Consider the following 17465-nt stretch of genomic DNA (forward strand, 5'->3'; position numbering starts at 1 on the left):
AAAAAGATAGAATTACTGTCTTTGGTTTTTCACTCTGCGATGCTTGAGGCCAGTTTACCACCCGAGCGGACACGCCTTTTACAGGCGTAGCACGAGGCCAGAATGAGCAAAACGATCCATTTCAATGCCTTCGATATGAACTGCGTCGGCCACCAGTCTCCCGGCCTATGGGCTCACCCGAAGGATAAATCCTGGAAATACAAGGATTTGGACTATTGGCAGGATCTCGCTCGAACGCTGGAACGCGGCATTTTTGACGGCATCTTCATCGCCGATGTCATTGGCTATTACGATGTCTACAAAGGCTCGAATTTCCACGCCATTCAGCAGGCGGCGCAGATCCCCGTCAATGATCCGTTGCAGCTTGCCGCACCCATTGCACTAGCAACGGAGCATCTGGGCATTGGCATCACCGCGTCGACATCCTTCGAGCACCCTTATATTTTCGCACGTCGCCTTGCGACCGCCGATCACCACAGCAAGGGGCGCATCGGCTGGAACATCGTTACCTCCTATCTGGAAAGCGGTGCCAAAAATATCGGGCAGGCCGGGCTGCAGAGGCATGACAACCGCTATGATATCGCCAACGAATATCTGGAGGTTGTTTACAAACTTCTGGAAGGCAGCTGGGAAGAAGGCTCTGTGCGGCGTGACCGAGATGGCCGGATATTCACCGATCCGTCCAAGGTTCACGAGATTGGCCACAAGGGCAAATATTTCGATGTGCCCGGTTACGGGCTGACGGAACCATCACCGCAGCGAACACCGGTGCTTTATCAGGCCGGTGCATCGGGCCCGGGCAAAAAGTTTGCCGCCGAACATGCCGAATGTGTGTTTGTGGCAGCGCCGACCAAGTCGGTTCTCAAAGCTTATGTCTCTGAAATCCGCCAAAAGGCAGCGGCAGCGGGACGCGATCCCAAGGCGTTGCGCATCTACACGCTTTTGACCATCATCACCGATGAAACGGAAGAAAAGGCCAAGGCCAAATTCGAGGACTACCGGCAGTACGTGTCCTATGACGGTTCGCTGGTGTTCATGTCGGGCTGGAGCGGCATCGACTTTGGGCAATATGCGGCAACCGATGTTATCCAGAAGGTCGAAACCAATGCGATCCATTCTTTCGTTGAGCACATTGCCGGCGGCGACAAGTCCTGGACCATCGATGAGCTGGCGAAATTCGGTGGCATTGGCGGGCTCGGTCCGGTGTTTGTCGGTTCGCCGAGCCAGATTGCCGACATATTGCAGGAGTGGGTCGAAGACACCGATGTTGACGGTTTCAATCTTGCCTACGCCGTGACGCCTGACAGTTTCGAGGACGTGGTGCAATACATCGTTCCCGAACTGCAAAAGCGCGGCGTTTACCCCACATCCTATCGTCCCGGCACATTGCGGGAAAAGCTTTTCGGTAAGGGGCCTTACCTGCCATCCGACCATCCGGCGGAACATTACCGCGATATTGAAGCCATTAAACGCGGCCAGCAAACCCGGCTTGCGATCTAACTCCTATTATTCGAACCCGATGAGGCATGACCATGGGTACCGTTTCAGAAACCAAGATTGATTATACCGTCCATCCGCGCGTCAATTCCAATGATCCGGTTGCCCCACGGCCACGGCCTGCGGAGCCAGCGCATATTATCAAAAGTGATGCCGAGGCCATTGAGATCGCAGAACGCCTTGCTGCACGTTTCAAGGTCGATGCAGCCTTGCGCGACCGTGAAGGCCTGCTGCCGATCAACGAGCTGGATGAATATTCGCAAAGTGGTCTGTGGAGCATCAATGTACCGCGCGCCTATGGTGGACCTGAGGTGTCCTATGCGACGCTTGCCAAGGTGATTTCAATCATTGCCACTGCCGATCCGGCGATTGCGCAGATTACCCAGAACCATCTGGCCATTGTGGCAACGGTTGATCTTGATGGCACAGAAGAACAGAAAGAGCTGTTCTTTGGCTGGGCCCTGCAAGGGCTTCGTTACGGTAATGCTTTTTCGGAATTGAAAAGCAAAACGGTTGCCGATTTCGAGACCAAGGTGGTGCATGACGGCGATGATGTCATCGTTCAGGGCGAGAAGTTTTACGCGACCGGTGCGCTGCTGTCGCATGTTGTGCCGATTGTTGGCGTCGATGAGCAGGGGCAGGGCTTCCTGGTGTTTGCTGAGCGCGATGCGCCAGGCCTGACCGTGACCAATAACTGGTCGAGTTTTGGCCAGCGTACGACGGCGTCCGGTTCAGTCAAGATCGAGAATGTGCGGGTGCCGAAGGTGCGTGCCGTCAAGGTGACCTCTTTTGATCATCCAACGGTTGGTGGCCCGGTGTCGCAGATTATTCAGGCGGCAATTGATGTGGGTATTGCGCGGGGCGCAATTGAAGACACCATCACTTTCGTCAAGAAATTCAGCCGTCCGTGGATCGACAGCGGCAAACAAAGTGCCAGCGAAGACCTGTTCACCATCGCGGCGATTGGTGATCTGAAGATCAAGCTGCATGCAGCTGAAGCATTGCTGGAAATTGCCGGTCGCAGCATTGATGTTGGACGTGCCAACACCACGCTTGAGACTGTTTCAGAAGCGACGATCAAGACCGGGGAGGCCAAGGTTCTGACAACAGAGATTGCCATTCTCGCCACCAACAAGCTGTTCGAACTGGCTGGCACACGCTCGACACTGGCCGAACACGGGTTGGATCGCCATTGGCGCAATGCGCGTGTTCACACGCTGCATGATCCGGTGCGCTGGAAGTTTTACCATGTCGGCAATTATTATCTGAATGGCGAACATCCGCCACGCCATGCCTGGAACTGAGGTGTCGCCGATGACCACGACAGATCGTCAGCTTCATCGCCAGGCCGCTCTGACCAAGGGGCGCCCGGCACCGCATATCCCACCTTTGCGAACCCATGCGCACATCATCCGTGATGATGCCGAGGCCATTGTCGTGGCCCGCGAACTGGCGGCGGAATTCGCGGTCGGTGCCGCTGAGCGGGATCGGGAACGGCGTTTGCCAATTGCAGAAATCGAACGATATTCGCAGAGTGGGCTCTGGGCAATTTCGGTTCCCAAAGACTATGGTGGTGCGGGCGTTTCTGCCGTTACGCTGGCCGAGGTGACGGCTATCATTTCTGCGGCGGACTCCTCGATTGGTCAGATTCCGCAAAACCATTTCTTCATGGTCGAGGCGTTGCGATTGTCTGGTTCTGAAGAGCAAAAACGGCACTATTTTCAGCGTGTGTTGAATGGTGAGCGCTTCGGCAATGCCTTCACGGAAATTGGCACCAAAACGCCGGTTGATTACAAGACGCATTTTGCTGAGAAAAACGGCAAGCTGGTGCTGAATGGACAGAAATTCTATTCCACCGGCTCGCTTTTTGCTCACATTATCGTGGCGGTCGCCAAGGGGCCGAATGGCCGCATTCATATTGTTTTCATTGACCGTGCGACGCCCGGACTTGATCTGGTGGACGACTGGACGTCTTTCGGGCAGCGCTCCACCGGCAGTGGCACTGTGACATTCGACGATGTCGAGATTACACCGTCTCAGGTCGTTGATCATGATGACCCGTTTGACCGGCCAACGGCGATGGGGCCCTTTGCGCAGATCATCCACGCCGCCGTACAGGTTGGCATTGCGCGTGGTGCGCTCGCCGAAACCATTTCCTATGTTCGGGCACATTCGCGACCGTTTTTTGAGCTGACGATAGAGCACGGTTATGAGGACCCGCATACAATCCATGCGGTGGGGGATGTCACAATCCGCGTGCATGCGGCTGACGCATTGTTGGCACGGGCGGGGCGTTTTCTCGATGTTGCTACAGCCGATCCCAATGAGCGCACGGTTGCCGAGGCGTCGATTGCCGTTGCCGAGATCAAGGCGCTGGGCACCGATGTAGCGCAGCTTGCTGCAACAAAGCTGATTGAGCTTGGTGGTGCACGCTCAACACTGGAAAGTTACGGGCTGGATCGCTTCTGGCGCAATGCCAGAACCCATTCCCTGCATGATCCGGTTCGCTGGAAGTACCACCATATCGGCAATTTTTATCTGAATGACCAGTTGCCGCCGAGACATGGGGCTCTGTGATTTCAGAGCCATTTGTTCCGCCGGGTGTAGGGTTTCTCTGCGCCCGGCTTTTGCTTGACCACAGGAAACCAAGACATGAGTTATCTGCCTGATCCAAAACGTTATGATAATGCACAGTTTCGCCGTGTTGGGCGAAGCGGCCTGAAATTGCCTGCGCTTTCCTTTGGCCTGTGGCACAATTTCGGTGACACGACGACCATTGAGACGCAACGTTCCATCCTGTTCAAGGCATTTGATCTGGGCATTACCCATTTCGACCTCGCCAATAATTATGGCCCGCCAGCGGGAAGTGCCGAGATCAATTTCGGGCGTATTCTGAAGCAAGATTTTCGCGGTTACCGCGATGAGCTGATTATCTCGACCAAAGCTGGTTGGGATATGTGGCCGGGTCCTTATGGTCGTGGCGGCGGTTCGAAAAAGGCGCTGCTGTCGAGCCTCGATCAGAGCCTTTCGCGGCTTGGCGTCGACTATGTCGATATTTTCTATTCGCACCGCTATGACGCAGATACGCCGCTGGAAGAAACCGCGGATGCGCTGGCGCAGGCCGTGCGGCAGGGCAAGGCGCTTTATGTTGGTATCTCCTCTTACTCCGGTGCCAAGACCCGTGAGATCGCCGCGCATTTGCGTGACAGGCAGGTACCGCTACTGATCAACCAGCCGGCCTATAACCTGTTCAACCGCTGGGTTGAAAAGGACCTGCTGAATGCGGTCGAGGATGTCGGGGCTGGTATCATTGCCTTTACGCCGCTTGCGCAGGGTTTGCTGACCAACAAATATCTGAACGGCATTCCGCAGGATGCACGCGTGAACCGGCCGGGTGGTGATTTCCTTCGGCCGGAACATCTGAAGGAAGAAAACATCATTCGTGCCCGCGCACTGAACGAGATTGCCGCACGGCGCGGCCAGTCATTGGCGCAATTGGCCATTGCCTGGGTTCTGCGTGACAGGCGTGTAACCTCTGCCCTGATTGGCGCAAGTTCGGCCAGGCAGATCGAGGAGAACGTGGCAGCCTTGAATAACCTTTCTTTCACACCAGAGGAGCTGGCGGAGATTGATCGTCATGCGGTCGAAGGTGGTATCAACCTTTGGGAAAAACCATCGCATGATGAAGCCGTCTGACCGGCACATATCGTGAGGATTACAAGATTACCCGGCGTGTTATCCGCCGGGTATTCTATTGAGGGGCACAGATGCTTTCGCGATGGACATGTCGTCTGGCCGGTGCCGGAAAGCCGGGCAGAAACTTGCCGACATCCGACGTTAAATGGCAAAGAAATCTATTTCCGATCCCGAATTGATAAATATTAAATCTATAAAATAAGTGTATTTATTTGAATAATGGACGTCATCCGGGGCCGCTGAAGGCCTTTTCGTTTCAAGGGGAACTCCATGACGTCAACTCTGCGTTTTCTGGCATTTACCGCTCTGTCCTCTTTGGCTTTGGTGCATTCGGCATCTGCGGAAGGCCTTACGGGCGCACCGGCTCCCTTCGACAAAGGTGGCGTGAAACTGGCCCTGATCAGCTACATCTCAGCCGGTGATTTTTTCCAGGCCTATCAGGCTGGCGCTGAAGCGCAGGCCAAGGCGCTTGGGGTTGATCTGCGTATCTTTCCTGGCCGCCAGAATGCCGCAGAACAACGCGAACAAATTCTTCAGGCCATCAATCTCGGCGTTCAGGGTATTGTGGTTGACCATGGTCTGCCGGAATCTTTGGGGGATGTCGTACAGCAGGCACTCGATAAGGGTATCAAGGTTGTTGCCTTTGACGTGAACCTCAACAATCCGAAAATTCCGCAGGTCGAGCAGTCCGACCACAAGCTGGCAGAGTTGGCGCTGGATCAGGCCATCAAGGATAATGGCACCAGCTTTAATGCAGGTTATGCCTATGTCGCCGGTTTTGCGCCGCTTGATCGTCGCAACGAGGTTTGGGACAAGGTGAAGGCGGCAAATGCCGGTATCGTGGAAAAGGCCCGTTTTGGCAATGTCAGCGATACAACGGCGACCTCAACGGCCGATCAGGCCAAGGCGGTGTTTCAGGCCAATCCCGATATTTCAGTTGTATTCGCACCCTATGACGAATTTGCACGCGGGGTGAAACTGGCTGCGGCCGATCTTGGCATCAGCGACAAGCTCAAGATCTATTCGGCGGATATTTCTACGGCCGATATTCAGGAAATCGTTGAAGAGGGCAGTCCTTGGGTAGCGACCGCCGCCACCAATCCGGCGGTTGTGGGTGCTGTCTCCATTCGCGCGGCAGCCCTGCAGATCGCCGGGGAAGAGGTTCCGCACCAGATTATCGTCGATCCTGTTTTGGTGACCCAGCAGCAATTGCGTGAGGCAGGTGTGACGACGATTGACGATCTGGCGGCTAAAATTCCGGCATTCTCTACCAGCACGGCGGCGACCGCCTCGTGGATTCCGTCTGCCGCTTTCTGAGCAACTTAACTCCCAAGCATGCTCTGCGCAGACAATCGAACGGAAGCATCGCGGCGGGTGCTTCCGTTTTCCATTTTGGTTGCTCTTTCAAATGAGGAATGCATATATAGCACTAATTTTATAGAATATATTTGCAGGAGACTGTCCGAGACGATCGTGTTGGAGTGTCCAAAATGAAGGAGGGCAAACCCTGTTATCTGGCTTTGCTAACACGATATCTGATCGGCTGGCACGCTTTCGCCAATCGTCGGATGCGCGTATTTTTAAACCTCGATTGTATGGCGCTATGCTGCGCTCCGCATATATCTTCCATAACTGTCGGAGCTTGTGATGCCTCAAAAGTCTCTTTGTCCGGTCATTGCGATTGTGGGTGGCGGTGTTACTGGGGCTGCACTGGCAATCCATCTTGCCCGGCGTTATCCCGGTATTGGCACTGTCCGCATGGTGGTCTTTGAGCCGCGTGAAAAGCTGGGTGCGGGCCTGGCCTACAGCACACATGAACCGGCACACCGCATCAATGTACCTGCCGGCAAGATGACGCTTTACCCTGACGATCCAGAGAGTTTTCTGCGGTTTGCAACAAACAGGAACATTCTGACAGAGGATGCGGATGCGTTTGGCTCGGATGGATTACCCTATTTGCAGCGCGCGTCGTTCGGCGATTACGTGTCGTCTGAAATCCAGCCCTATCTTGATCAGGGTGTTGTCGAACATCGTCAAACGAGTGTCACCGGCGTCGGGAAATCCGGGACGAAGTGGCTGTTGAAAGCCGAAGATGGCAGCGTGCTGCTGGCTGACGCCGTTGCAATTGCGGTTAGCCATCCGGCACCGGCACTGCCTGCCGCATTGGCCGCCTTTAGAGATCATCCAAAACTGATTGCCGATGTGACGCAGCCTGATGCGCTTCAACCGATCGAGCCGGACGACCGCGTGCTTGTCATTGGCAATGGCTTGACCTCGGCCGATGTCGTCGCGACCCTGAAAGATAAAAGGCACCACGGAACGATTGTTTCAATCTCGCGGCGCGGATTACGCTCGCGTGGCCATTCGGCAACTGCCCAAGAAGCGTTCGGCGATTTTGTCTCCAGACCCAGTGTCCGCGCGTCTGAACTGGTGCATCGGATCCGCGACACGATCAGGCAGGCGGAGAAGGCGGGTTTCAGTTGGCATGCGGTCATCGATGCCATCCGCGCACAGGGGCAAAAAATCTGGCAGGCTTTGCCAACCAAGGAGAGGCGTCGCATTGTGCGGCTGGCCCGTCCATATTGGGATGTTCACCGTTTTCGCATCGCGCCGCAGGTCGAGAAAGTGCTGGACGAAGCAGTTGCCGCCGGCCAGCTGTCGATAAAAGCTGCTTCCCTTCAAGGCGTTACGTCCGAGGATTCGGGCTTCCGTGTGTCTCTGAAAGAGAAGGTCACAGGCGAAGTGGCCGATTATCTTTTCGATGCGATCGCGGTGACCACCGGCCCCGCGCATGGCGAGGTCCTGCATTCAATCCCATTCCTCGCCGCCCTGCAACGGGACGGTCTGATCTCATCTTGTGCCACCGGCCTTGGTATTGCCTGTGATGCGGCCTCCATCGCGATTGATGAAACGGGCAGGGCGGTGCCGGGACTGTACATTGCTGGGCCATTGGCGCGCGGTACATTTGGAGAGCTGATGGGGCTGCCGCAGGTGACGGACCATGCGATTTTTGTTGCTGGCCAGCTGTCGTCCTATCTTAATCTTGACAAACAAGAGCAGTCTTTGAGCAGCACCGGCTGACCACGATGTACAGCCTATTGGTGGATAAGAGGGCGGGCAGGGCCAGGTTCCTTCAGTCCGTGATTCTGAAGATGGAATTTCATCGCTTTGGACCTGCCGTGAGATAATCTTCATCAACGGTGGGTTCTTTGGAATAGTATTTCTTATAAAATCTATGGATATAATTATTGTTGGAGCGAATGAGGGGCCAACATCGAAATGGACTGGAAAAGTTCAGTTCGACCCTTCTCCGCGGAGGTGCTGATTGTCTGGCAAGCCGTGAATGATGTGTCCGATGGGGCTTTCGTGGTCACATCATCAAACGGGACTTGAGCAATGGCAAAACCTCATCAACCACTCGATTTTCTCTGGTTCATTCCATCTTCCGGTGACGGTGCCTATCTTGGGTCGGATGATCTGGCGCGGCAGTCAGATCCCGGTTACTTCCGCGAGATTGCCCGGGCTGTTGATCGTCTGGGGTATTCCGGCGTGCTTATTCCGACCGGTGTGGCTTGCGAAGAATCCTTCATTCTCGCTGCCGATCTGGCGGCGCATACGGAACAGCTAAAGTTCCTCGTTGCCATTCGTCCGGGAACGGCGTCGCCTGCCTACTACGCACGATTGGCCTCAACGCTTGACCGGGTTTCCAACGGAAGGCTGTTGTTGAACATTGTCGTTGGTGGCAGCGCGCAGGAACTGGCTGGAGACGGTATTTTTCTAGCCCATGATGAGCGCTACGATCATGCTGGTGAGTTTTTCCAGGTGTTTAATGACCTGATCGAAACCGGCAAGGCGCATCTTGATGGCCGGTATATTCAGGCCCATCACGCTCAACTGGGCTTGCCTCCGGTGCAGCAGCCACGTCCACCAATCTATTTTGGCGGATCCTCGGATGCTGCAATCGATTTTTCCGCCGGCATTATCGATAAGTACCTGACATGGGGTGAGCCGCCTCATCTGGTGGAGGAAAAAATTGCTAAGGTGCGCAAGGCTGCGGCGGCGCAAAATCGTGACGTCAGCTTCGGCATCCGACTGCACTTCATCGTACGTGAAACCGATGGTGAGGCATGGGAGGCTGCGGATCGTCTGATTTCGAAACTGTCCGACGACACCATTGCCGCAGCGCAGGAGGTGTTTGCCAAAAATTCCGATTCCGTCGGGCAGGCACGCATGGTGGCATTGCATAATGGTCGCCGTGACAAGCTTGAGGTCTCACCAAATCTTTGGGCCGGTATCGGTCTTGTGCGCTCCGGTGCCGGGACAGCGCTCGTCGGTTCACCCAAAACCATCGCTGCCCGACTGCGGGAATACCAGGATCTCGGCATCGATACGGTCATCGCCTCTGGTTACCCGCATCTTGAGGAAGCTTACCGGGTCTCTGAATTGCTGTTTCCGGAAATCGGCCTTGACGGACCGCGCAACCAGATCCGCTCGTCGTTTGGCGAACACCGCGTTTTTGGCGGCGGTGGCCACGGCGGCAACGTAAAAATCGTCTCCGGCTCCTGAGACGAAGCACAGTTTAAAATGCCTTGCCCGGTTGCCTGTTCACATCAGGCTAACGGACAGGGGTAATTTTGATTAAATCTCTCGAATAGATTGCGCGCTCTCTGTTGCCTTAAGCGCGGTTTTTGCCCATATCTATCGCCGCGATGTGATTGTGAAAGAGCGGTTGATGCTGACGAAAAAAGGGAAATACGGCTTGAAGGCCATGGTTGATCTGGCCGGGCTTGCTGAAGGGCAGACAGCATTTGTCAATGAGATTGCCAGCCGTAACAACATACCTAAAAAATTCCTCGATACGATTCTTCTGGAACTGAGAAATGCAGGCATGCTGCGTTCAAAGAAAGGTCCAGGCGGTGGATATTCCCTGTCCAAACCGGCTTCCGAGATTTTGATTGGCCAGGTGGTGCGTACCCTTGATGGGCCGCTGGCCCCGATACGTTGTGCAAGCAAGACGGCGTTTGAGCCATGCGAGGACTGTGAAGATCCAGAGCACTGTCAGGTGCGCCGGTCCATGGGCCGAGTGCGCGATGCTATGGCAGAAGTTCTTGATAACACGACATTGGAGCAGTTTGCAGCCGACACCGGCAAGGGTGTCGACGATGCCGCATACGCTTGAGATTTAACCTGCACGGTTAAATCGGGACGATGTTTCCATACTGGCCATTGTGATAAACCAATGGTTCTCCTTGGTCAGTCACCAAGGCGACCACACGTCCGATAACGATAGCGTGGGTATGCCGTTCAATTACATCTTCGACGGCACAGTCGATGGAGGCGAGTGCGCCTTCCAGCACGGCCGCGCCACTTTCGAGCGTCGACCAGCTGGCGTTGCTGTATCGCTGCACGCCCTTTAGGCCGCCAACACCGGCAAAGCGGCTGGCAATATCCTGCTGCTGTGCCGAGAGAATGTTCACACAGAAATGGTTGAACCGGCTGATAACAGGCCAGATGGATGATGAGCGATTGATGCTGATCAGCATCGATGCCGGATCCATGGAAAGTGCTGTGGCCGAGGTCACGGTTGCGCCATTGCGCTGATCTCCAGATCCCGCAGTGATAACGGAAACGCCCCCGGCAAAATTGCGCATGGCAGACTTTAGCTGGTCGGGATGGGTAAGCTGTGTTTCCAGCGGATTATGAAGATAAGTCACGGTCGCAGTCATATAGGTCTCCAAGGCTGGTGAAGATGCCCTTGCAATTTTGCAAATATACCATCGCGGATCAGGACTGATGAGCGACAGAATTTCATTGTTGACCAATATTATAGAAAATATTGTCAGTCGACCCGCTTTGACGCTGTGTTGAGATTGTGGATCTCAAATTCCCGAAATGAAATTCCATGCTTTAGAGGTTTTTCGGAAATCCTCATCTAGAATATGGATTTTTTCCATAACTATCGGATGTTTTTTCTCCTTCTATTTGGCATCTTGGCATGTGGTGCCTTTAGTCTACTAAATTTATGTATAATTTTGACTGCATGATTTTTCGACGAAGGAGTTCGGAAATGGGCATTTTTCGCCGTGTTGCAAAATTGATCAGAACGCAGAACGAACTTGAGGACCGCTTGCTTTTGCACGATGCCCGTCATTGCTTCGGTGATTACGAAATCGACGACGGAACCGGTTTTGAGTTGCGCAGCAGAATGCGCGAAGTGGGCAAAGAACTGCGGCTGTTGGGCGAGCACTGATATGAAGATCTGTTGTCACCTTGTTGATTAAGAGGACGCCATGCGCACGCTTATTCTTCCCGGACTGAATGGATCTGATGAAGGGCATTGGCAGTGGTACTGGCAGAAGGACCATTCTGACGCGAGCATCGTCGTGCAGGATGATTGGTCCAAACCCAGCCTTGATTGCTGGGTGGCGAATGTCGAAGAAGCGCTGGAGCGCGAGGGCGAGGCCTATATTGTGGCGCATAGTCTCGGGTGTCTGGTGGCTGCCAAATTGGCGGCCCGCGCCTCTGCCAATCGTGTCAAGGCGGCGCTGCTTGTTGCGCCCTGCGACCCCGAGTTGACCGATGAATTACATCCCGGCGCGATTTCTTTTGGACGGCTGGATGACGGGCGTCTGCCGTTTCCGAACATCGTGGTTGGCAGCCTTAATGACCATTACATGCCGATAGATCGGCTGACATCGGTTGGTGAAAAATGGCAGGCCAATATTCTCAATCTGGGGATGGCCGGTCACATCAATATCGCAAGCGGATTTGGACGGTGGTCCAGTGGTTACGGCCTGCTGGATGGCCTTGCCAGCAAGGTCAAAGCACAGAAACGCAGATATGCCGATCTGGATTTTGATGAGCCCCAGGTGCAACGCTGTTGATGCCGGTGGAACATGTATCTCTGAAAGTCGTTTAGCAACAATGAGATGGAGGATCTCAATGAGCCATGACAATTTACAGGTTATCTATGATTACCCCAGTAAGACGGTGTTGCTGCAACTGGGGCATCGCAGCCATGTCTTGAAAAACCTCTCCAGCCGGGATGCCGCAGAAAAGGCCGCCCGCGATTATGCCGGTCAGTTCTGGCCCGCAGTGCACCTGCCACAAGGCGACCAGTTTTTTACGACCCACACGGTTTCATAAAGGAGCTATCCGTCTATAGTGTTTTTGCCTGTCACCAAGATCCAAGGAAGATTGCGCATATTTTCAACCAATATGCACTCAACGGAGGAGAATGTTATGACATCCAAACTACCGGAGCTTTTTAACGGCCACGCCCCAATCGACCTGCATTATCTGTTCTGGGAAGCCGTTTTGAAATTTGAAGAGTGGGAGCCCTATGATGGCCAACCCCTCGTAACCTTCGAAAACTCTCACATTCCGATTTCCGATGTCTTCACCGCCATGCGTACCTGCACGGATATCGTGCCGGCTGCCCTGGTTGGCTCGGTTGTCGCACGTCTGAACAAACCGTGGGTGGGTCATGGACCGCTGGGTGAAATGAGCTTTTCGACAGCGGCTCGCATCATGAGCTTGCTGATTAGAAAGCGCAGGTTGAACCCGGCCTTTGCGCCTGCATTTGACACCGCCTATGCCGCTGACTGGAACCGTTCGCGGCATTCCTATAACGGCAGTCTGAGATAGTTATGCCACTGTCGCAGTAAGGTCTGCGAACACCGTTCTGTACAATTGACATCGTGACTTCCTTGGATTGCCCCCGACACCAGACCTGTGTCGGGGGCAGCATTTTTGAGGCGGGCTCAATAGCGTGCCAAAACGCGATGTCTAAATTCCCGATTGTAAAACTTGATTGCTGGTTCGCGTTGATTTGCCATTTGATTTCGTTTTGTCGAGTGGCTGCTACGCGGAATAATGTGATCTTCTTTGATCGAAAAAATGGCAATTACATTCCTGATGTGATCGGAAAATGGGCATGTGGTGCCTCGAATATAAAAACTATTGAATTAGTGTATATTTTGGCATCAGTTCCTCGGGGGACACCAAGATCTGATCGCCTGATTGAAGCATCAGGAGTATTTGAACCATGAGATTTAAAGGATATCTCGGCGGCTTTCTCAAGTCGGCGATCGCCGGGACTTTGTTGACCAGTCTGGCTCTTTCAAATGTTGCACAAGCCGGCCCGACGCTTGACAAGATAACGCAACGCGGCTCCATCAAGGTTGGTGTTGGTACGACACCAGGTTTCTTTGCGCCTGACAGTAGCGGCAAATGGCAGGGGCTGTTTGCAGATTACGGCCGTGCTCTTTCCATCGCTGTTTTCGGCACACCCGATAAGGCAGAGTTCACCAACTCTTCTCCGCAGCAGCGTCTGCCAGCCCTTCAGAGCGGCGAATTCGATATTCTGTTGTCGGGTGTGACGGTTACTATCACCCGTGCGCTGAAGCTTGGTTTCCACTTTGGCCCTACGGTGTTTTATGACGGTCAGGGCATTCTGGTCCGTAAAGACCTCGGTGTGACCACAGCTGCCGAACTCGACGGCGCAACGATTGGTGCTCAGAGCGGCACGACAGGTGAGTTGAACGTTGCCGACTTCTTCCGCAAGACAGGCAAGAAGTTCACGCCAGTGACGATTGAAGATACCGGACAGTTCATCGCGGCGCTTGAATCCGGTCGCGTGGATGCAATCACCCAAGATTCGTCCGACCTTGTCGGCAAGCGTACACAGCTGAAAAAGCCGGATGATTACATCATCCTACCAGAGCGCCTGTCCAAGGAGCCACTTGCACCTGCGGTTGCCGGTGGTGACGACCGTTGGCTGGAAATCGTCAACTGGACTGTCAATGCGACCATCCAGGCGGAAGAGTGGGGCATTACCTCGCAAAACGTCGACGAGTTCCTGAAGTCCGAAGACCCTGCCATCCAGCGTTTCCTTGGTGTTGATCCAGCCCTTGGCGAAGCGATCGGACTTGATCCGAAGTGGGCCTACAACATCATCAAGACTGTCGGCAATTACGGTGAAATCTTCGACCGTAACCTGAAGCCGCTCGGTTGGGATCGTGGCTACAACCGTCTGTGGACGGATGGTGGTCTCCTCTATTCTCCGCCATTCCGCTAAGCAGTCGGGGCATATCAATAATGCCGGTAAATCCAGCGCCGGGCCCTCAAAGGCCCGGCATCTTTCGCAAGGCCTTGATGTGGTGGGGCACTCGTCCGCTGCTTCAGGTTTTCATCATCGGTTTTCTTGTCGTTTCGATGTATTTTCTCGCGGTCAACGTGATCGAGAGCATGCGCCGTATTGGCGTGACGCCAGGGTTCGACTTCTTGAGCCGGGCGGCCAATTTCGAGATTGGCGAAAGCTCAATTCCGTTTCAGGCGGGGGATACCTACATCCGTGCCATTATCGTCGGTTTGCTGAACACGCTGAAAGTCTCAGTGATGGGCTGTGTTCTTGCGACTGTACTTGGGGTCGCGGTCGGCGTGGCCGGGCTTTCGCGTAATCTGCTGCTGGCAACTGCGGTGCGCTGGTATGTCGAGATTATTCGCAACACGCCGCTGCTTCTACAACTGTTCTTCTGGATTTCGCTGACAAGTGCCTTTCCGGCGCCGCGACAGGCCAGCGCCTTTCTGGGGTCGATCTATTTTACCAATCGCGGTGTGTTTATCCCCGGTGGTTCGATTGAGGGTTTGAGTGTCAGTGGCAGCACGGTGTTTGCCGGTGCAATCGCGACCTTCGCCGCCATCCTGTTTATCCTCAAGCGTAGCAGGGCTTTAAACATTACCAGCACGGCCTTGAGCTTCGCGGCCGTGATCGTGGTTGTTGCCGCCGGACTGTCGTTCGGCGGGGCACAGCTCAATTTTGATATTCCAGAATTAACCGGGTTCAACATTCGTGGCGGCTCCAGCCTGTCTCCGGAGTTTGCGGCGCTGTTGACGGGGCTCGTCGTGAAGTTTTCCGCGGCCATTGCCGAGATTGTTCGGGCGGGCATTCAGTCCGTCAACAATGGTCAGTGGGAGGCTGCACGGTCGCTCGGGTTGCATCCGGGACAGATCATGCGGCTTGTTGTGTTGCCACAGGCCTTGCGGGTGATCACGCCGCTAACGACGTCAAGTTATCTCGACTTGACCAAGGATTCGAGCCTTGCAGTGGCCATCGGTTATCCGGAGCTGGTCAGCGTCATTAACACCACGGCCAATACAACAGGCCAGTCGCTTGAAGCGCTGATGATCCTGATTGGCACCTATCTGGTCATCAACCTCTCGGTTTCGGTGTTGATGAACGAATATAACAGGCGTGTTGCCTTGCGGGGGAATGGCCGATGACGGTGAATGTTGTGCCCAGCCACCGCGGCAAATTGCGTATCCTGTTGTTAGGATTGAGGGCAGGGTTGTTCGGTACGGTGACCAATAGTTTGATCACTCTGTTGACCTCAGCCGCCCTCGTCTGGACCCTGCCGCCGCTTATTCGCTGGGGCATTCTCGATGCCACGTGGAGTGGCGCGTCGGCCGATTGCGCGGCGCGTGGTGGTGCCTGCTGGGCGTTTATCGGCGCCAAACTGCAATTCATTCTGTTTGCTTTTTACCCCGCTGAGTTTTTGTGGCGGCCGACTCTGGTTGTGCTGTTACTGGTGTTGTTGCTGTTTGCAACGGCAATGCCGCGCTTCTGGAGAAAGGAAACCCTGCTCGCCTGGCCGCTGATTATCCTGGCCAGCTGGTTTCTGATGGCCGGCAGTTTTTTCGGTGGGCCTGTCCCTTCCAACCAATGGGGTGGGCTGCCCGTTACGCTGTTTGTCTGGGCTGGCTGTTTTGCTGCCGCGACACCGCTTGCCATTCTGCTGGCGCTGGCGCGTCGCTCCAAGCTGGGTGGCCTGCGCACATTTTCGATCCTCTATATCGAGTTGATGCGTGGCACACCGATGGTCGCCATTCTCTACGTGGCGATGCTGATCCTGCCGATGGCGTTACCCGACGGCCAGTTTTTCGACAAGATGATCAGAGCGATGATCATGGTCACGCTGTTTTGGGCAGCCTATATCGCCGAGGTCGTGCGTGCCGGACTACAGGCCATTCCCAAGGGGCAGGAGGAAGCCGCCACCGCACTTGGTATTGGCTACTGGCGCACAATGCAGCTGATCGTGCTGCCGCAGGCATTGCGGATCGTTATTCCCGGCATGGTCAATCTGGCGATCGGTTTCCTGCTCGCCACGTCCTTGTTGGCGGTGATTGGTATCTTCGATATTCTCAACGCTGCTCGGGCATCAGCGACGGACCCCAGCTGGCTTGGGTTTTATAACGAAGCCTACATTGCCGTTGCCTTGATCTATTTCGTGATCTGCTTTGGTGCCTCACGTTACAGCCTGTGGCTGGAAGGCAGGTTGCGCGGTCATCACAATAAATAAGGTCGCATAAAAAGGTCCGCGTGCTGGTACTCGCGGACCTTTCTTTAGAACGCTATGCTCTGTGCTTACAGGCTTACGGTGATGCCGCCATCAACGTAGAGAATGTGGCCGTTGACGAAAGACGATGCGCCTGACGCGAGGAAGATGCAGGCGCCAACCAGTTCTTCCACCTTGCCCCATCGACCAGCTGGCGTGCGCTTCTGCAACCATTCGGTAAAGGCCGGATCCTTGACCAATGCGTCATTGAGCGGGGTTTCGAAATAGCCGGGTGCGATGGCGTTGCATTGCAGGCCGTGTTTCGCCCAGTCGGTTGCCATTCCCTTGGTTAGATTGCCGACAGCACCTTTGGTCGCGGTGTAAGGCGCAATGCCTGGACGCGCCAATGCGGTCTGAACACTGGCGATATTGATGATCTTGCCAGCGCCACGACCAATCATGTGACGGGCAACGGCCTGGCCAACATTAAACACCGAGGAGATATTGGTGCGCAGCAGACGCTCAAAGGCATCGGCAGGGAAATCTTCCAAGGGGGTGCGGTGCTGCATGCCAGCATTGTTGACGAGGATGTCGATGGCGCCTTTGTCTTTTTCATAGGCGTCAATGGCTTCACGGGCAGCGGCATGGTCGGTCACGTCGAAGGCGAGGTAGTCGACATTACCGAGCTCTTGTGCCGCAGCTTTCAGCTTCTCGGGGTCGCGGCCATTGATGACGACGTCAGCACCGGCATCCTTCAGACCCTTTGCCAGTGCAAAGCCAATGCCCTGCGAGGAGCCGGTAACAAGGGCGCGACGGCCGGTAAGGTCAAATATCTGGATGCTCATGGTTTTCTCCCGGTCTTGAAATAAGTCGTACTTTTCGACTGTCTGTTTTCAAGCACAGGGGATGGGCAGGGACAAGTCTTGCCGCCGTTAA

At 54.7% G+C, this 17465-nt stretch carries 17 protein-coding genes; 15 read left to right on the plus strand and 2 right to left on the minus strand.

Annotation, left to right across the window (positions count from 1 at the left end; translation table 11 throughout):
• The first annotated feature begins 102 nt into the window (after positions 1-102).
• From M2418_RS01445 to M2418_RS01480, 8 genes are all read left to right on the plus strand, one after another.
• Positions 103-1500, plus strand: coding sequence for an LLM class flavin-dependent oxidoreductase (locus tag M2418_RS01445; RefSeq protein WP_259143263.1), 1398 nt, complete (start codon positions 103-105; stop codon positions 1498-1500).
• A gap of 32 nt (positions 1501-1532) precedes the next feature.
• Positions 1533-2801 carry an SfnB family sulfur acquisition oxidoreductase gene (locus tag M2418_RS01450; RefSeq protein ID WP_259143266.1) on the plus strand — a complete coding sequence of 423 codons (1269 nt, stop codon included), beginning with the start codon at positions 1533-1535 and terminating at the stop codon, positions 2799-2801.
• 10 nt (positions 2802-2811) lie between these two features.
• Entirely contained in the window at positions 2812-4074 is a 1263-nt protein-coding gene (locus M2418_RS01455) for an SfnB family sulfur acquisition oxidoreductase (RefSeq protein WP_259143268.1), read from the plus strand.
• A 75-nt stretch (positions 4075-4149) separates the two neighbouring features.
• Entirely contained in the window at positions 4150-5193 is a 1044-nt protein-coding gene (gene mgrA, locus M2418_RS01460; protein ID WP_259143269.1) for an L-glyceraldehyde 3-phosphate reductase, read from the plus strand.
• 270 nt (positions 5194-5463) lie between these two features.
• Positions 5464-6510, plus strand: a complete 1047-nt coding sequence (locus M2418_RS01465) for a substrate-binding domain-containing protein (RefSeq protein WP_259143270.1) — start codon at positions 5464-5466, stop codon at positions 6508-6510.
• A gap of 330 nt (positions 6511-6840) precedes the next feature.
• On the plus strand, positions 6841-8274 hold the full coding sequence (locus M2418_RS01470; RefSeq protein WP_259143273.1) for an FAD/NAD(P)-binding protein: 1434 nt from the start codon (positions 6841-6843) through the stop codon (positions 8272-8274).
• Between the two features lie 315 nt (positions 8275-8589).
• Positions 8590-9759 (plus strand): FMNH2-dependent alkanesulfonate monooxygenase, encoded by a 1170-nt coding sequence (gene ssuD / locus M2418_RS01475; RefSeq protein ID WP_259143277.1) that lies wholly within the window; start codon positions 8590-8592, stop codon positions 9757-9759.
• Between the two features lie 166 nt (positions 9760-9925).
• Positions 9926-10372, plus strand: coding sequence for an Rrf2 family transcriptional regulator (locus tag M2418_RS01480; RefSeq protein WP_192488178.1), 447 nt, complete (start codon positions 9926-9928; stop codon positions 10370-10372).
• 16 nt (positions 10373-10388) lie between these two features.
• Here the strand turns inward: M2418_RS01480 and M2418_RS01485 are convergent, their stop codons facing one another.
• A complete protein-coding gene (locus M2418_RS01485; protein WP_259143280.1) occupies positions 10389-10919 on the minus strand; it encodes a flavin reductase family protein in 531 nt (176 codons plus the stop codon).
• 341 nt (positions 10920-11260) lie between these two features.
• Here M2418_RS01485 and M2418_RS01490 point away from each other — a divergent pair, with 341 nt between their 5' ends.
• The 7 genes from M2418_RS01490 to M2418_RS01520 all read left to right on the plus strand — a co-directional run bounded on the left by M2418_RS01490 (position 11261) and on the right by M2418_RS01520 (position 16553).
• Positions 11261-11443 (plus strand): hypothetical protein, encoded by a 183-nt coding sequence (locus tag M2418_RS01490; protein WP_250982424.1) that lies wholly within the window; start codon positions 11261-11263, stop codon positions 11441-11443.
• 40 nt (positions 11444-11483) lie between these two features.
• The gene (locus tag M2418_RS01495) at positions 11484-12077 is read left to right on the plus strand and encodes an alpha/beta hydrolase (RefSeq protein WP_259143282.1); all 594 of its coding nucleotides are present in this window, start codon (positions 11484-11486) and stop codon (positions 12075-12077) included.
• A 58-nt stretch (positions 12078-12135) separates the two neighbouring features.
• Positions 12136-12339: a hypothetical protein gene (locus tag M2418_RS01500; RefSeq protein ID WP_259143284.1), complete on the plus strand. Its 204-nt coding sequence runs from the start codon at positions 12136-12138 to the stop codon at positions 12337-12339.
• 96 nt (positions 12340-12435) lie between these two features.
• The gene (locus M2418_RS01505) at positions 12436-12840 is read left to right on the plus strand and encodes a hypothetical protein (protein WP_259143285.1); all 405 of its coding nucleotides are present in this window, start codon (positions 12436-12438) and stop codon (positions 12838-12840) included.
• 400 nt (positions 12841-13240) lie between these two features.
• The gene (locus M2418_RS01510; protein WP_259143286.1) at positions 13241-14272 is read left to right on the plus strand and encodes an amino acid ABC transporter substrate-binding protein; all 1032 of its coding nucleotides are present in this window, start codon (positions 13241-13243) and stop codon (positions 14270-14272) included.
• 20 nt (positions 14273-14292) lie between these two features.
• Positions 14293-15477, plus strand: a complete 1185-nt coding sequence (locus M2418_RS01515) for an amino acid ABC transporter permease (RefSeq protein WP_259143287.1) — start codon at positions 14293-14295, stop codon at positions 15475-15477.
• Positions 15474-16553 carry an amino acid ABC transporter permease gene (locus M2418_RS01520; RefSeq protein WP_259143288.1) on the plus strand — a complete coding sequence of 360 codons (1080 nt, stop codon included), beginning with the start codon at positions 15474-15476 and terminating at the stop codon, positions 16551-16553. Before M2418_RS01515 ends, M2418_RS01520 begins: the two co-directional genes overlap by 4 nt.
• A 65-nt stretch (positions 16554-16618) precedes the next feature.
• On the opposite strand, the gene M2418_RS01525 is transcribed toward M2418_RS01520, so the two are convergent.
• Positions 16619-17374, minus strand: a complete 756-nt coding sequence (locus M2418_RS01525) for an SDR family oxidoreductase (RefSeq protein WP_259143290.1) — start codon at positions 17372-17374, stop codon at positions 16619-16621.
• Positions 17375-17465: the final 91 nt, after the last annotated feature.

The sequence above is a fragment of the Rhizobium sp. BIGb0125 genome (genome assembly GCF_024810055.1).
Taxonomy (GTDB): domain Bacteria; phylum Pseudomonadota; class Alphaproteobacteria; order Rhizobiales; family Rhizobiaceae; genus Agrobacterium.

Bases quoted from the DNA above. Each gene is read 5' to 3' on its own strand.
- M2418_RS01445 (WP_259143263.1), top strand. From the start codon at position 103: ATGAGCAAAACGATCCATTTCAATGCCTTCGATATGAACTGCGTCGGC.
- M2418_RS01450 (WP_259143266.1), top strand. From the start codon at position 1,533: ATGGGTACCGTTTCAGAAACCAAGATTGATTATACCGTCCATCCGCGC.
- M2418_RS01455 (WP_259143268.1), top strand. From the start codon at position 2,812: ATGACCACGACAGATCGTCAGCTTCATCGCCAGGCCGCTCTGACCAAG.
- mgrA (WP_259143269.1), top strand. From the start codon at position 4,150: ATGAGTTATCTGCCTGATCCAAAACGTTATGATAATGCACAGTTTCGC.
- M2418_RS01465 (WP_259143270.1), top strand. From the start codon at position 5,464: ATGACGTCAACTCTGCGTTTTCTGGCATTTACCGCTCTGTCCTCTTTG.
- M2418_RS01470 (WP_259143273.1), top strand. From the start codon at position 6,841: ATGCCTCAAAAGTCTCTTTGTCCGGTCATTGCGATTGTGGGTGGCGGT.
- ssuD (WP_259143277.1), top strand. From the start codon at position 8,590: ATGGCAAAACCTCATCAACCACTCGATTTTCTCTGGTTCATTCCATCT.
- M2418_RS01480 (WP_192488178.1), top strand. From the start codon at position 9,926: ATGCTGACGAAAAAAGGGAAATACGGCTTGAAGGCCATGGTTGATCTG.
- M2418_RS01485 (WP_259143280.1), bottom strand. From the start codon at position 10,919: ATGACTGCGACCGTGACTTATCTTCATAATCCGCTGGAAACACAGCTT.
- M2418_RS01490 (WP_250982424.1), top strand. From the start codon at position 11,261: ATGGGCATTTTTCGCCGTGTTGCAAAATTGATCAGAACGCAGAACGAA.
- M2418_RS01495 (WP_259143282.1), top strand. From the start codon at position 11,484: ATGCGCACGCTTATTCTTCCCGGACTGAATGGATCTGATGAAGGGCAT.
- M2418_RS01500 (WP_259143284.1), top strand. From the start codon at position 12,136: ATGAGCCATGACAATTTACAGGTTATCTATGATTACCCCAGTAAGACG.
- M2418_RS01505 (WP_259143285.1), top strand. From the start codon at position 12,436: ATGACATCCAAACTACCGGAGCTTTTTAACGGCCACGCCCCAATCGAC.
- M2418_RS01510 (WP_259143286.1), top strand. From the start codon at position 13,241: ATGAGATTTAAAGGATATCTCGGCGGCTTTCTCAAGTCGGCGATCGCC.
- M2418_RS01515 (WP_259143287.1), top strand. From the start codon at position 14,293: ATGCCGGTAAATCCAGCGCCGGGCCCTCAAAGGCCCGGCATCTTTCGC.
- M2418_RS01520 (WP_259143288.1), top strand. From the start codon at position 15,474: ATGACGGTGAATGTTGTGCCCAGCCACCGCGGCAAATTGCGTATCCTG.
- M2418_RS01525 (WP_259143290.1), bottom strand. From the start codon at position 17,374: ATGAGCATCCAGATATTTGACCTTACCGGCCGTCGCGCCCTTGTTACC.